The sequence below is a fragment of the Gluconobacter sp. Dm-44 genome (genome assembly GCF_018256175.1).
Taxonomy (GTDB): domain Bacteria; phylum Pseudomonadota; class Alphaproteobacteria; order Acetobacterales; family Acetobacteraceae; genus Gluconobacter; species Gluconobacter cadivus.
In genome coordinates this window covers 27175-39674 of record NZ_JAERLZ010000007.1, presented here as the reverse complement: position 1 = coordinate 39674, position 12500 = coordinate 27175, and the positions used below count along the sequence as shown (strand labels likewise).

13 protein-coding genes are annotated in these 12500 nt (G+C 58.2%); 2 read left to right on the top strand and 11 right to left on the bottom strand.

Annotation, left to right across the window (positions count from 1 at the left end):
• Nucleotide 1: 1 nt before the first annotated feature.
• The 6 genes from JK213_RS09670 to JK213_RS09645 form a co-directional block, all read right to left on the bottom strand.
• The gene (locus tag JK213_RS09670; RefSeq protein WP_194262751.1) at nucleotides 2-1420 is read right to left on the bottom strand and encodes a phage portal protein; all 1419 of its coding nucleotides are present in this window, start codon (nucleotides 1418-1420) and stop codon (nucleotides 2-4) included.
• Between the two features lie 46 nt (nucleotides 1421-1466).
• Nucleotides 1467-2780, bottom strand: a complete 1314-nt coding sequence (locus tag JK213_RS09665; protein ID WP_194262750.1) for a phage terminase large subunit — start codon at nucleotides 2778-2780, stop codon at nucleotides 1467-1469.
• A complete protein-coding gene (locus tag JK213_RS09660; RefSeq protein ID WP_322783049.1) occupies nucleotides 2764-3132 on the bottom strand; it encodes a hypothetical protein in 369 nt (122 codons plus the stop codon). Before JK213_RS09660 ends, JK213_RS09665 begins: the two co-directional genes overlap by 17 nt.
• A gap of 76 nt (nucleotides 3133-3208) precedes the next feature.
• Nucleotides 3209-3358: a hypothetical protein gene (locus JK213_RS09655; protein WP_194262748.1), complete on the bottom strand. Its 150-nt coding sequence runs from the start codon at nucleotides 3356-3358 to the stop codon at nucleotides 3209-3211.
• 440 nt (nucleotides 3359-3798) lie between these two features.
• On the bottom strand, nucleotides 3799-4308 hold the full coding sequence (locus JK213_RS09650; RefSeq protein WP_249200517.1) for a hypothetical protein: 510 nt from the start codon (nucleotides 4306-4308) through the stop codon (nucleotides 3799-3801).
• Between the two features lie 56 nt (nucleotides 4309-4364).
• A complete protein-coding gene (locus JK213_RS09645; protein WP_194262746.1) occupies nucleotides 4365-4670 on the bottom strand; it encodes a transcriptional regulator in 306 nt (101 codons plus the stop codon).
• 197 nt (nucleotides 4671-4867) lie between these two features.
• Here JK213_RS09645 and JK213_RS09640 point away from each other — a divergent pair, with 197 nt between their 5' ends.
• Nucleotides 4868-5176, top strand: a complete 309-nt coding sequence (locus JK213_RS09640; protein WP_235993467.1) for a helix-turn-helix domain-containing protein — start codon at nucleotides 4868-4870, stop codon at nucleotides 5174-5176.
• Nucleotides 5177-5716: 540 nt separating this feature from the next.
• Here the strand turns inward: JK213_RS09640 and JK213_RS09635 are convergent.
• The 3 genes from JK213_RS09635 to accD are packed head-to-tail and all read right to left on the bottom strand — an operon-like array spanning nucleotide 5717 to nucleotide 9467.
• The gene (locus JK213_RS09635) at nucleotides 5717-7231 is read right to left on the bottom strand and encodes a replicative DNA helicase (RefSeq protein WP_099286014.1); all 1515 of its coding nucleotides are present in this window, start codon (nucleotides 7229-7231) and stop codon (nucleotides 5717-5719) included.
• Nucleotides 7232-7275: 44 nt separating this feature from the next.
• Nucleotides 7276-8598, bottom strand: coding sequence for a folylpolyglutamate synthase/dihydrofolate synthase family protein (locus JK213_RS09630; RefSeq protein WP_194262744.1), 1323 nt, complete (start codon nucleotides 8596-8598; stop codon nucleotides 7276-7278).
• Nucleotides 8598-9467: an acetyl-CoA carboxylase, carboxyltransferase subunit beta gene (gene accD, locus JK213_RS09625; protein WP_194262743.1), complete on the bottom strand. Its 870-nt coding sequence runs from the start codon at nucleotides 9465-9467 to the stop codon at nucleotides 8598-8600. The genes JK213_RS09630 and accD overlap by 1 nt, the downstream gene beginning before the upstream one ends.
• A 274-nt stretch (nucleotides 9468-9741) precedes the next feature.
• Here accD and JK213_RS09620 point away from each other — a divergent pair, with 274 nt between their 5' ends.
• Nucleotides 9742-10305 (top strand): HdeD family acid-resistance protein, encoded by a 564-nt coding sequence (locus tag JK213_RS09620; RefSeq protein WP_194262742.1) that lies wholly within the window; start codon nucleotides 9742-9744, stop codon nucleotides 10303-10305.
• A 43-nt stretch (nucleotides 10306-10348) separates the two neighbouring features.
• Here the strand turns inward: JK213_RS09620 and trpA are convergent, their stop codons facing one another.
• Together trpA and trpB are read right to left on the bottom strand one after the other, a co-directional pair.
• A complete protein-coding gene (gene trpA, locus JK213_RS09615) occupies nucleotides 10349-11161 on the bottom strand; it encodes a tryptophan synthase subunit alpha (protein ID WP_194262741.1) in 813 nt (270 codons plus the stop codon).
• On the bottom strand, nucleotides 11158-12396 hold the full coding sequence (gene trpB, locus JK213_RS09610) for a tryptophan synthase subunit beta (RefSeq protein ID WP_194262740.1): 1239 nt from the start codon (nucleotides 12394-12396) through the stop codon (nucleotides 11158-11160). Before trpB ends, trpA begins: the two co-directional genes overlap by 4 nt.
• Nucleotides 12397-12500 lie beyond the last annotated feature (104 nt).

The following is a 12500-nucleotide window of genomic DNA, read 5'->3' as shown; positions in this document are numbered from 1 at the left end:
CTCATGCTTGTTCAGAAGCACACCACTGCTCCAGCATTTTCCATTCCGTATTCGGATCAGAATTTCCCGATGCCATTGCAAACATCCGAACCGCAGTCTCACGGCTCAGAATTCCATTAGAAACCGCCACCACCAGCCCCTGCACCAGCGACAGCAGTTCCGGGTCTGTGGACGGAAACCACGCCGGCCACCGCAAACTCATGCGGCAATGCGGCAGGTCCTTGACCAGTTCGCCCCCAAGCCGCAGCCCGTTTTCCAGAACACAGGAAAAGCGACACGCCATCCGGTAAATCGACAGCAGTGCACCTTCCCCATAGGAATGCCGCAGACGATCCACCAGCCAGATCAGCGGCTGACACATCATCTCCATGGCCTTGCCGGACTGCGCGCCGCCAACCCTGTCACCATGCGCGCGGTTTCCATGAAGCTGCTCCAACACCACCAACCGCAGTTCCCGATAATGATCGAGCACCGCGCCCGCAGCATTGCCGTTGATCTCCAGAAGCTTCGCATCTCCCTCAGGCGGAAGCGTCAGCGCCGAAGCCGCACCGCCCTGATGCGCCACCCCGTCCGAAAAGCCACCCGTTTTCAGGACCAGCGTCGGATCGGAGCCATATTTCAGCCCCCGCCCTGCTTGAGACAGCAGATAATCCGCTTCGATCACCGTATCGATGGCCCGCTCGAACGTGCACTCGCCTTCCGGATCGCGCCCACAGGGTCCACCCAGATTGCGCGTCCACACAATCGGCACAAACCCCAGCCCATGACGAACGGAACGGCTCTCGTCCCGAACCCCACCATCCATTCCCACCAGCCACGGCACGGACACCGCACAGTCGACCGGCGTCCAGACCCGCTGCCACCAGAACTGCGCGCCCAGAAGCTCACCCGCAATCGGATAACCCTGCGCCGCCAGATCTCGCCCCCGGACCAGGAACCTTTCTTCGACCCGCAACAGTTCGCCCGTCGCATCATCCCAGAACGGCGTCAGATAAGCCGTTTCCAGAACAGAAAGCTTCGGAACCCCTGCGGACACTTCAAACAGGATCGCAACCGACCCGACAGACCCCAATCGCGCCGCTTCCATCAGAAGCGACGCCAGTCTGGTCTGCGAAGCAAACGTGCTCATGGCATGCGCCACCCGCGCATCGTCCGTCACCAGACCCGGCCAGTGCGTGTCCCCAAAAAGGAGCGAAACCGCCTCATCCACAACCGTCCGACACAGATTGGTCCGGACCGAAGGACGGCGACTGGATAACGGGATATATTCGCCCGCTCCCGACTTCTCCATCGAGAACGGATGCGGCAGCGCATCATACTGCGTCCCATCCAGAACACGCTTGAGCGCCAGCAGCCGCGCCGTCCGCGCGGACGCACCCGCAGGAACAGCATAACGCTGTTGCAGGGACAACCAGTCCATGTGTTCTCCATTGTTTCAGGCCACTCGCCGACCTGAAACGGTCGGCTCAGCGCGCCAGCGAAAATCCAGACGAGCTCCAGCCCGTCATGCCACCGTTTCCAGCAAGCATCAGTTCACTCAGCCCCCAGACCATCGCATCCGCCCGGTCCGGAGACCGTGGCCCGCGATATCCACTGACCGAGAAATGACAGAGCTGATCCTCCAGAGCCGTAAACCGGCCATGATGCACAACCCTGCCAACCTCGTAGAGCGCCGCAACCGGCTCAGCACGCGCCGCTTTGCCCCGCGCCGCTGTCACCAGCTTGACGGAAGCATGCGCCCGCACACTCCGGATCGTGCCCTCTACCAGAGCCCCCCCGAAGTTCCGCTCCGCAACAATGCGTTCAGCACCCCAGTCATCAAATGCCCGCAAGGCCCGGGCAGCCCAGCCCGCCGGACTATCCCGGGCAGACAGATCTTCCAGAACATGCCCCACACCAGCCGCATCAACGCCACAGACCACAATTCCGATCTCGTCGGACCTGTAGTCTTCCGGTCCCGCCGCCCCCGAAGGATCAACAGACACCAGAATACGCCGCATCCGCGCCGCAACATCCGCCCGGCTCTGCGCCGTAATCGCCGCCTCACGCCGGAACATCTCCAGCCGCCACAACGCACCTTCGACAACCGATTGATATTCACCATACAGAAACCGCCGTTTTTCCCGCTCGGGAAGCGCTTCCAGACTGGCAAGATAATCCTCGCTCAGATTGTCCCGGTTCGCCTGCGGATTCAGGATCATCGTCGCATAAAGCGACCGATCCCCCACCGGCTCCCCCGACTTGGGCTCGATCCCGCTTTCGAAAAGCGCATAAAGCCAATGCCCCATCGCCGGCGGGTTGGCATCGATATATTCCTTGACCACAAGACCCGTCTTCTGTGCCAGACGCGTCAGAAGCATGTTCCGCGCGCCATAACTGATCTGACTGGCCTCGTTCAGATAAACCGTCGCAAATTCCAGACCCAGAATCTTCTCGGTCCGCTGCTCGTCATCCAGCCCTCCGAAAAAGATCGTCGATCCATTCGGAAACGTCACAACACAGTCCTGCCGGTCCAACTTCCATCCAACCTGCGGAAAACACATCCGCATAACCTTCGGAAACGTATCCCGCAGAACCGACGCCTTCAGGGCCGTCAACCGATGACGAAAAATACCATGGCGACTTTCCGGAGCCTTCAACGCCCGTATCACAACGGCCCGAACCAGAACAAAGGTCTTCCCCGACCGCGACCCACCCCTCAGAAGAATATGCCTTGCAGGCCCACCGAGCAGCCGCACCGCCTCACGCTGCGAGTCATTAAGCCTAAAGGGCGCTGTCATCACTGCTGATATTGATCGAGATCGTTCCCGAACGCCCCTCAGCCTCCATCCCAGCCCTGAAACGGGACGGACGATGCGCCCGAAGCAAAAACGCCATCAAACCATCACTGTACCGCTTGCGGACAACAGGATTTCCCGTATCCGGATCGCAGACAACCCGTCCCGCATACGTAATGGGTTCATCATATCCCTCGACAGCCCTCCGCCGCGCTTCCGCTTCCAGAGCATCCGCGGCTTCCTCCAGAGCATCCTCCCAGCGGGACGAAAAATCCTTATCCGTCTCTTTCCAGAGATACAGCGTACTCCGCCGAACCTCTGCAACACGTCCGGCTTCCGAAATATTTCCACTCACAGACAGATGCTCGAGAAACCTTTTTTTCCGTTCTTCTGACTGTTCCCGCCGCAAGGAACATTTGCCGGATATTTCTTCACCCATCTGCTTTAACCTTCTTCCCCAGATCGACCTGAGAACCGACCATCAGCCTGCTCTCAGCGCAGCCTCCCTGCGGCTCATCATGCCCCCCTCCAGCCAGACAGCCCGAACCGGCTTCTGCCGCAGACGCAAGCCGCTCTGACACGTTCTTTTCCGTGCCTGAACCTCCACATTACGCTGCACCTGCTCCCGCTCAGCCCGCACAGCCACACGTGCCAAGGTTTCCGGCGCAACCCGCCCGATCACTCGAACCGACAAAACCGAACGCTGACAGGGAATGGACCTGCATCTCACATCCAGGCGTGAAAGACCCGCATCCACCAGTTCGTGCCACTCCAAAGCAACATCAGCCCGATGAACTGGCTCCCCTTCATACACAAGTGGGCATCCCACAAGTGAATCGGATGTATTTTGAAGGACAATAAACGTCTGACGACCAGACAACACAACACTACCAGAAGAAATCTCACACTTTTCCATTTGTCAGGAAACTTCCAAAATAAAAGCCGACCCCCTTTTCAGAAGATCGGCTTTGGATATTTATGTATAATTCTTCAGTATGCATTTCTTATATCAAAACCGCGCTCACATATCAATAGATAATTTATCGTTAACAGATTTTTTCTTATGTTTCTTTCTAGAAATCACCTCATAAACATGCGCCAGTTGCTCCAGAAGCAGCGCACACTGCGCCGAAACCTTCATCCGCGCACGCCCCTCCGACAAAGCCGGATAAAGATGTCGCGCCATGGCCGAAAACGACATCTCACGTGCCAGAAGCATCTCAAGACGCACATGCGCACAAAGACCAAGCATCTCACGAATCTGGCTCATCCGCGCAGAACACTGTCCCCGTCCAATCATCCATGTATGGATGTCACCACGCTCCCTCACACGACCATCAGACTGCGGATTTTCCATCACTCCAAGAGACGCGAAAACATATTCGCGATACCACCGATCCGCAGCAGCCAGTTCGTCGTCTCCGATATCGCCTGCGTCATACATGGACTGCACCGCATTCACGACCCGGAACGCCTTATTCTCTTCACGGATCTCGGAATGCTGATACCGCTCCGCAGTCGGCTTCACCATGACATCAGATCCCGCATGCGCGCCTGACAAAGACACCTCCTGCACCATTCCAAACATCAGTTGATCTCCATACCGGCATCACGACTGCCCATTGGCTGTAATCCCGGAAAAACCGGCACCAGATCCGCGCCCCACAACGCATTCCAACTGACAGGATGCCCTGCAGGAAGAGCCTCGGCCGTCTCCCGATCTATTACCACGCGAGCCCGCGGCGTAGACTTCCCGGATGTTTTCTGTGCGGAACGACGACGCCCCTTGCGCACGCTCCCACGCTCCGGTAGCCAACCATCAGACGCAAGCATGGCAGCAAGGGCGCTTGCGGATACACGACGCGGTACGGAACCTGATTTGACCTGCCTCATCTCAACATCCTTCCTCAGTATGGAACTGCCACTAATTTTTGGCAAAATGCCATAGAGTATGATAAAAAAAACTTCTTCTGGATTTGGCATAAAGCCATTGCTAAAAAGGCCTCATGGCCAAACACAAGCGCCCAGACTCTCTGACCACACTCCAACGAGCCATAGGAACTCGCATTTCCTGGGCCCGTGAGCTCGTCATGCCCAACCAGAGCGAATGCGCCCGCCTGCTGGGCGTGGACGCTTCCACGCTGAACAAGATTGAACGCGGCGACCGCGCGCCCAGCGTCTTTCTCATCGCGGCGCTCTCGAACCGGCTACGCGTATCGACCGATTTTCTTCTAAAAGGCGTCCTGAACGGTCGTACCGACGAAGAACTGGCCCTGCGACTGGCTGCTCTGCACCCAGAACTGGTGCTCCAGCGGCAAGACATGGCTCAGAACACGGACAGAAACACGCCTTCCGACACACCTGATCCGCCCAAGAGACCAGATGAGGAGATCCATTAGTGACCGTTTCACTGGTTTCCATACGCATTCAGGTGCCCCCCATTCGATACAACACGATAAATTCGCTTCATCGATGGAATGAACAAATCGGAAATATCCCCGGCCATCAGACAGTCTGAACTCATGACCGGCTCCTTTCCTTCCCCGTCAATCGCCCCCATGGCAACCACCGATTAACGATAAATTAATGGCACTGTGCCACTGGGTCAAGAAACAAATGTGGCTTTGAGCCATTATGACAGGTTTTAGCTGCCGCTCTTTTTCTGCATTGCAGCCATAATCCAGAAAAAAGATGCACTCCTCCCTTTTGCGAAACCGCCGGGAAGAGTTTCATATTTCAGCTTTTTTCAGGCGTAGAATCCTGATGAAATTCGTACTGATTTTGTATTAATTAACCAATTACGACGTTCTATGTCCGCTCTCTAGCCAAGACATTCCCGAAAAAAGCATAACGATTTCTTCGAGCAAATATCGCGTACTTTTAACGGTGCCCCTTATCACGATACAACGCCATTCAAAGTACTCCCCTCCTCCGGAGAGTTACTCATGAATAACATCCAGATCCCCAAAACGGGTATATTCCCCTTCGAAATACAACTGGATCATTCCGGTAGGGCCATGCCGCTGCTTCTCAAGAATCAGTTCGGCCTTATTGTGCACCAACGCCATCTTGCGCTGCCACTCTTCTGTCGCAACCTGGAATTTGTCATTGCTGTCATAAGCGCTGTCTTTAGGCTGACGCTGTTGCAGGTAATACTCGTCGCGATATACGAACATGACCGCATCCGCATCCTGCTCGATCGAGCCCGATTCGCGCAGATCCGACAACATGGGTCGTTTGTCTTCGCGCGATTCGACCTGACGCGACAACTGGGACAGCGCAATTACCGGCACAGAAAGCTCTTTCGCAATCGCCTTAAGTCCCTGCGTAATCATTGAAATTTCCAGAACACGACTGTCAGGCTTGGTCCCGATCGCAGGCCGCATCAACTGGAGATAATCCACAACAACAAGGCTCAAGCCCTGCGTCCGAGCCAACCGCCGGCAGCGCGTTCGCATGGCGGAGAGAGAAATCGCTGGCGTATCGTCAATATAGAGCGGCAGCCTTTGAAGCTCCCGTGCCACACGGACAAACCGGTCGAATTCCTTCTGCCCGATATCACCACGTCGGATCTTTTCGCCCGAAACCTCAGCTTCACCCGACAGAATACGGGTCGCTAACTGCTCAGATGACATTTCCAACGAGAAAATAGCGACCGACCCCTTGGGCTTTTCCCCACTATCCTCAGCATCCCGCAGAATCGAGCGCGCCGCCGAAAACGCAATTTTGGTCGCAAGCGCCGTCTTGCCCATTGCAGGGCGACCGGCAAGGATAATCAGATCGGAAGGATGCAGACCGCCGGTCCGCTTGTCGAAGTCCCGCAGACCTGACGTGAGCCCCACTACGTCGCCTGTCCGCTGATAGGCTTTGGTCGCAACCTTAACTGCTTCCGTCAGAGCATTGGTGAAAGAAACGAAACCGCCTTCCTGACCTCGCTCCGTCGCCAGCTTGAACAGCGCCTCTTCGGACGCCGCGATCTGATCCGATCCGTCCAGATCAGGCCGCGCTCCAAAAGCGTTATTAACGACCGTCTCACCAATATCGATCAGCTGGCGCCGCACCCAGGCATCATGGATCACCCGCCCGTAATCACCCGCATTGACGATTCCGACCATCGCCGTCAGCAGCTTGGCCAGATAGGCAGGCCCACCCGCCGCATCCAGAACACCGGTATGCTCGAACTCGGCCCGCATAGTCACAGGATCAGCCAACTGCCCCCGCTCAATCCGCCGGGCAATCGCTTCATAGATCCGACCATTCAGCGGATCGGAAAAATGAGCAGGCTCCAGAAAATCCGAAACCCGCTCATACGCTTTATTGTTCGTGAGGATGGCGCCCAGCAGTGCCTGTTCGGCAGCAACACTGGACGGAGGACTGCGCCTCAGCAGGAGACCCAGATCTCCATCGTTTGAGGAAGCATCAGAAGCGGACGGAGAGGAGTGCGATTCGATCATGTTCACGCGCCCTTCTAACATCCCACTCCGTCCCCAGAAACGGATTAACTGGCGATCCAGCCATCCTCTGCCAGAACCACACCCGCCAGATAAAGACTGCCACAAATTAATACCCGGGCCGGGGCGCCCCCTTCGGAAACCAGACGCTCCAACGCCGCTCTGACCGTCGGACCGGCGATCGCCCGCCCACCAGAAGCGGCAATGATTTCCTCAACCGGCATCGCCAGATGCTGCCCAGGCTCAGACACCGCCTGAACGGAAGCGGCACGTTCGATAATCGGCTTCAGGAACCCGGAGGCATCCTTGGTCTGCTTCACACCCGCAATCACGTGGACAGGCCGGTCTTTCCAGCCTTCCAGCACCGCCCCAAGAACCTGTCCGGCATCGGGATTGTGTCCGCCATCAAGATACAGTTCCCACCCCTCAGGCAGCATCCCAGCCAACGTGCCGTTCAGCCTCTGCAAACGTGCAGGCCAGAATGTCCGGGCAATCCCCTGATAGGCCGCAAGAGGCAACTTTAGCCCTGACACACGCAAAGCCGCCACGGCCAGCACTGCATTGCCGGCCTGATGCTGGCCTTTCAATGCAGGCAACGGCAGGGGAAGAACACCGTCCGCATCCCGGTAATTCAGACCATTCACCTGTTCAGTGACGAAGATATCCTGTCCAACCACCCGAAGTGGCGCACCCAGTTCCGCAGCCCGGCGCCGAATGACATTCAAAGCGTCCGGTGCTTGGACCGCCGAAACAACTGGAACTCCAGCCTTAATGATCCCAGCCTTTTCCCCGGCAATCGCCGCAACAGTGCCCCCCAGAAACGCTTCGTGATCCAGACTGACCGGCGTAATCACACAAACAGCAGGCTTCGGCACCACATTGGTCGCATCCAGCCGTCCCCCAAGCCCGACTTCCAGCACCACCAAATCTGCTGGAATCTGCGAAAACAGCAAGAACCCCGCAGCCGTCAGAACCTCGAAAACCGTGATCGGAGCACCGGCATTAACGCGTTCGACCGTCTCAAGCGCAGCAACCAGCACATCCTCATCCACCAACCGCCCCGCCAGCCGGAACCGCTCGGTCACGCTCACCAGATGCGGGCTGGTCATGACATGCACCCGCAGCCCGGCCGCTTCAGCAATCGCCCGCAGATTGGCGCATGTGCTGCCCTTACCGTTCGTCCCCGCCACATGAATCACAGGCGGCAGATGACGCTCAGGATGGCCCAGCTTTGCCAGCAGCACCTCAAGTCGCCCCAGCGAAAGATCGATTAGCGCCGGATAAAGCTCCTGAAGCCGCGCAAGTACAGCCCCTGGCCGCCCCTGATATTCGCCGGACAGCCGAACAGGCGCCCCACGCTCCGCAGTCATCAGATCGCCGAGTCAGAAACGGTTTTCTGACGCGTCATAATGCCCAGAATCCGCCCCAGCAGTTCCGGCAGCTCCGAGCGTTTGGCTACGATATCGACCATCCCATGCTCACGCAGATACTCCGACCGCTGGAAGCCTTCCGGCAGCTTCTCACGAACAGTATCCTGAATGACGCGCGGCCCCGCAAACGCGATCAGCGCATTAGGCTCGGCAATATGCACATCCCCCAGCATCGCGAAGGAGGCCGAGACACCACCCGTCGTCGGATTCGTAAAGACAACAACATAGGGCAGACCCGCTTCCTGCAGCATCTGCACACCGATCGTCGTCCGTGGCATCTGCATCAGGCTGACAGCGCCTTCCTGCATCCGCGCCCCACCCGAAGCCGTATAGACCACCAGCGGCGCTTTCTGCAGAACGGCCAGACGACAGGCCGCCACGAATGCCTCACCCAGCGCAGCTCCCATGGTCCCAAGCAGGAACTCAGGCGCCATGACCGCAACCACAGCCTTCTGTCCCTTGATCAGACCATGCGCAACCACAAGTGCCTCATCAAGATGAGACTTGTTCCGCGCATCCTTCAGACGATCCGTATAACGCTTGGAATCCTTGAACCCCAGCGGATCGACCGGCATCTTCGGCAACTCGATGGTGGTGTATTCCCCACCATCAAACGTCCAGCCCAGACGCTCCTTCGCCGTCGCCCGCATATGATGGCCGCAATGCGGACAGACCTTCTCGGACCGCTCCAACTCCTTGGTGAGCATCATCTGCCCGCAGGATTCACAGTTGGTCCACAGATTGTCCGGCACATCCCGCTGAAGCAGGCCACGCAGCTTGGGTCGGACGTAGTCGGTCATCCAGCTCATGTCGTCTCATTACTTTCTGGCCGCCTTCAGAACAAAGGACGGAGTAGGGGGCAAAGCCCGGCGAAGGGCCACATTCTCTGGGCGCGTTTTAACGCCAGGACATCGATTATGCCAGCCCAACCATCAACTACCCTGCCTTATCTCTCCTACCCACCTTACAAAACATGTCATCCTGCCTGATACGAACCGCGATATCATGCGTTGTGTCATGAAACAGGCAGGCCTCCCGATAGAGACCAGCCAGAACAAACCCAGCTCCCAACCGGAGAAAACCATGTCCGACAGCTTCAACACCCTTCGCTTTCCCAACCCTCAGGGCCTTAAACCCGGCTGGTTCATCGGCTTCGGCGCTATGCTGATCGTCCTCGGGATTCTGGCCGCCCTCGACACCATCGCCACCACCCTCGCCAGCATGGTGGTCCTCGGCGTCCTGATGATCGTGGGCGGCGTCGCACAGGTCATGCAGAGCTTCGCCCATCGCGGCCTTCCCGTCCCGAACCAGTGGCTGTCCGGACTGATCGGCGGCCTCTACATCCTTGGCGGCATCCTCCTGATCGAGGAACCTGCAACCGGCTCGATCTTCATCACGGCCATTCTCGCAGGCTGCCTGATCTTCGCAGGCCTCGCCCGAACCTTCTGGGCTGGCGGACACCGCACCAACAAAAGCTGGATCATGCTGGCCCTCAGTGGCCTCATCACGCTCGTCGTGGGAATCCTGCTTTATATGACACTGCCCTGGTCCGGCCTCTGGCTGATCGGCATGTTCATCGCCGTAGAACTGCTGATGGCAGGCTTCGCAACGATGATGTTCGGATTTTCCCTGCGCAACAACACCTGATCAAACGCGTTCCGACAGGCTCAGCCTGTCGGGATGCCAAACATCAAGCCCGAACAGCCGCAGCCAATGCCTCAAGCTGCGCCAGAACAGCCGGAACGGTCCGCTCCGTCCCCCGCCCGTCTTCAAGCGTACCCGCCATGGTCTTGATCAGAGCAGAAGCCACAACCGCCGCATCCCCGATCCGAGACGCCGTCCGCGCCTGCTCCGGCGTGGAAATCCCGAACCCGACCGCCACAGGCAGATTGGTCGCTTCCCGGATACGCGGCAGCGCCTTCTCCAGATCCGCAGCACTCGCGCTGCTCGTCCCGGTAATCCCGGTAATGCTCACATAATAGACAAACCCGGTGGCATCCCGCAGCACATGGAACAGACGAGAATTCGACGTCGTCGGCGCCACCAGAGAAATGATGTCCAACCCGGCTTCCCGCGCATGAGCATCCAGCAGGTCCGCCTCCTCGGTCGGCATGTCGACGACAATGATCCCGTCCACACCCGCCTGCGCCGCATCGAAACAGAACTCCGCCGGGCCATAACTGTCGATCGGGTTCAGATACCCCATCAGCACGATCGGCGTCTCACTGTCCGTCTCACGGAACGCCCGGACCATCTGAAGCACCAGCCCCAGCGTCGCCCCGGCCTTTAGTCCACGCAGGGCCGCTGCCTGAATGGTCGGTCCATCCGCAGACGGATCAGAAAACGGCACACCGATCTCGATCAGATCCGCCCCCGCTGCGGGCATCGCCCGCAGCAGCTCCAGCGAGGTGTCATAATCCGGATCACAGGCCTGAAGATACGGAATCAGTGCCCCGCGTCCTTCCTGTTTCAGAACTGCAAAACGTGTCTGGATCCGGCTCACAGCGTCACTCCCAGATGATGCGCCACAGTAAAGATATCCTTGTCCCCACGACCGGAAACATTCAGAACAATGATCTGATCCTTCGCCATCGTAGGCGCGATCTTCATGACATGCGCCAGTCCATGCGCACATTCGAGCGCCGGGATAATGCCCTCCGTCCGCGTACAGACCTGAAACGCCTCAAGCGCCTCCTCATCCGTCACACCGACATACTCGGCCCGGCCGATATCGTTCAACCAGGAATGCTCCGGACCAATCCCCGGATAATCCAACCCCGCGCTGATCGAATGCGCTTCCTCAATCTGGCCGTGCTTGTCCTGAAGCAGATAGGTCCGATTGCCATGCAGCACACCCGGCCGCCCACGGGAAATGGACGCCGCCGTCTTTCCGGAATCCAGCCCGTGCCCCGCCGCCTCGACACCAATCAGCTTCACATCCGCATCGTCCAGAAACGGATGGAAAATCCCCATCGCATTCGAACCGCCACCAATAGCCGCCACAATCACATCCGGCAGACGCCCCTCGGCCTGAGTGATCTGCTCCTTGGTCTCAACCCCGATCACGGACTGGAAGTCCCGCACCATCTCCGGATACGGATGCGGCCCGGCCACCGTGCCCACAAGGAAATACGTATCCGCAACATTGGCCACCCAGTCGCGCATGGCCTCGTTCATCGCGTCCTTGAGCGTGCCCGCCCCGGCCGTCACGGGCTTCACCTCAGCACCCAGCAGATGCATGCGGAACACATTGGGCTTCTGCCGCTCAACGTCCGTCGCACCCATGTAAATGGTGCATTTCAGACCGAACAGCGCACAGACCGTCGCCGTCGCTACACCATGCTGCCCCGCACCCGTCTCTGCAACGATCCGGGTCTTGCCCATCCGTCGGGCTACGAGGATCTGCCCCATAACATTGTTGAGCTTGTGCGACCCTGTATGGTTCAGTTCTTCGCGCTTGAAATAGACCTTCGCCCCCCCAAGCTCTTCCGTCAGATGCCGGGCAAACCACAACGGGCTCGGACGACCGACATAATCCTTCAGATAATAGTCCAGCTCTTCGCGGAACGCGGGGTCAGCCTGCGCAGCGCGATAGGCCTCGTCCAGTTCGAACAGCAACGGCATCAGCGTTTCCGCAACGAAGCGACCACCAAAAATCCCGAACCGTCCCCGTTCGTCAGGGCCGGAACGAAGCGAATTGGCCAGAGAGGAAGATAGGGGGGAAGATGTGTTCGTCATACCGCACTCGGTTCCGCTTCAGGGCTCCAATGCGATACCAAGAGCAGCCCCCGCCGTCCATCCGTCTAGCCGTTTTCAGGCCTCTCCCGCAACAATTCCCACCC

What these genes read in the sequence shown, in the direction of transcription:
- JK213_RS09670 (WP_194262751.1), bottom strand. Translation starts at nt 1,420, where the DNA reads ATGGACTGGTTGTCCCTGCAACAGCGTTATGCTGTTCCTGCGGGTGCG.
- JK213_RS09665 (WP_194262750.1), bottom strand. Translation starts at nt 2,780, where the DNA reads ATGACAGCGCCCTTTAGGCTTAATGACTCGCAGCGTGAGGCGGTGCGG.
- JK213_RS09650 (WP_249200517.1), bottom strand. Translation starts at nt 4,308, where the DNA reads ATGGTGAAGCCGACTGCGGAGCGGTATCAGCATTCCGAGATCCGTGAA.
- JK213_RS09645 (WP_194262746.1), bottom strand. Translation starts at nt 4,670, where the DNA reads ATGAGGCAGGTCAAATCAGGTTCCGTACCGCGTCGTGTATCCGCAAGC.
- JK213_RS09640 (WP_235993467.1), top strand. Translation starts at nt 4,868, where the DNA reads ATGCCCAACCAGAGCGAATGCGCCCGCCTGCTGGGCGTGGACGCTTCC.
- JK213_RS09635 (WP_099286014.1), bottom strand. Translation starts at nt 7,231, where the DNA reads ATGATCGAATCGCACTCCTCTCCGTCCGCTTCTGATGCTTCCTCAAAC.
- JK213_RS09630 (WP_194262744.1), bottom strand. Translation starts at nt 8,598, where the DNA reads ATGACTGCGGAGCGTGGGGCGCCTGTTCGGCTGTCCGGCGAATATCAG.
- accD (WP_194262743.1), bottom strand. Translation starts at nt 9,467, where the DNA reads ATGAGCTGGATGACCGACTACGTCCGACCCAAGCTGCGTGGCCTGCTT.
- JK213_RS09620 (WP_194262742.1), top strand. Translation starts at nt 9,742, where the DNA reads ATGTCCGACAGCTTCAACACCCTTCGCTTTCCCAACCCTCAGGGCCTT.
- trpB (WP_194262740.1), bottom strand. Translation starts at nt 12,396, where the DNA reads ATGACGAACACATCTTCCCCCCTATCTTCCTCTCTGGCCAATTCGCTT.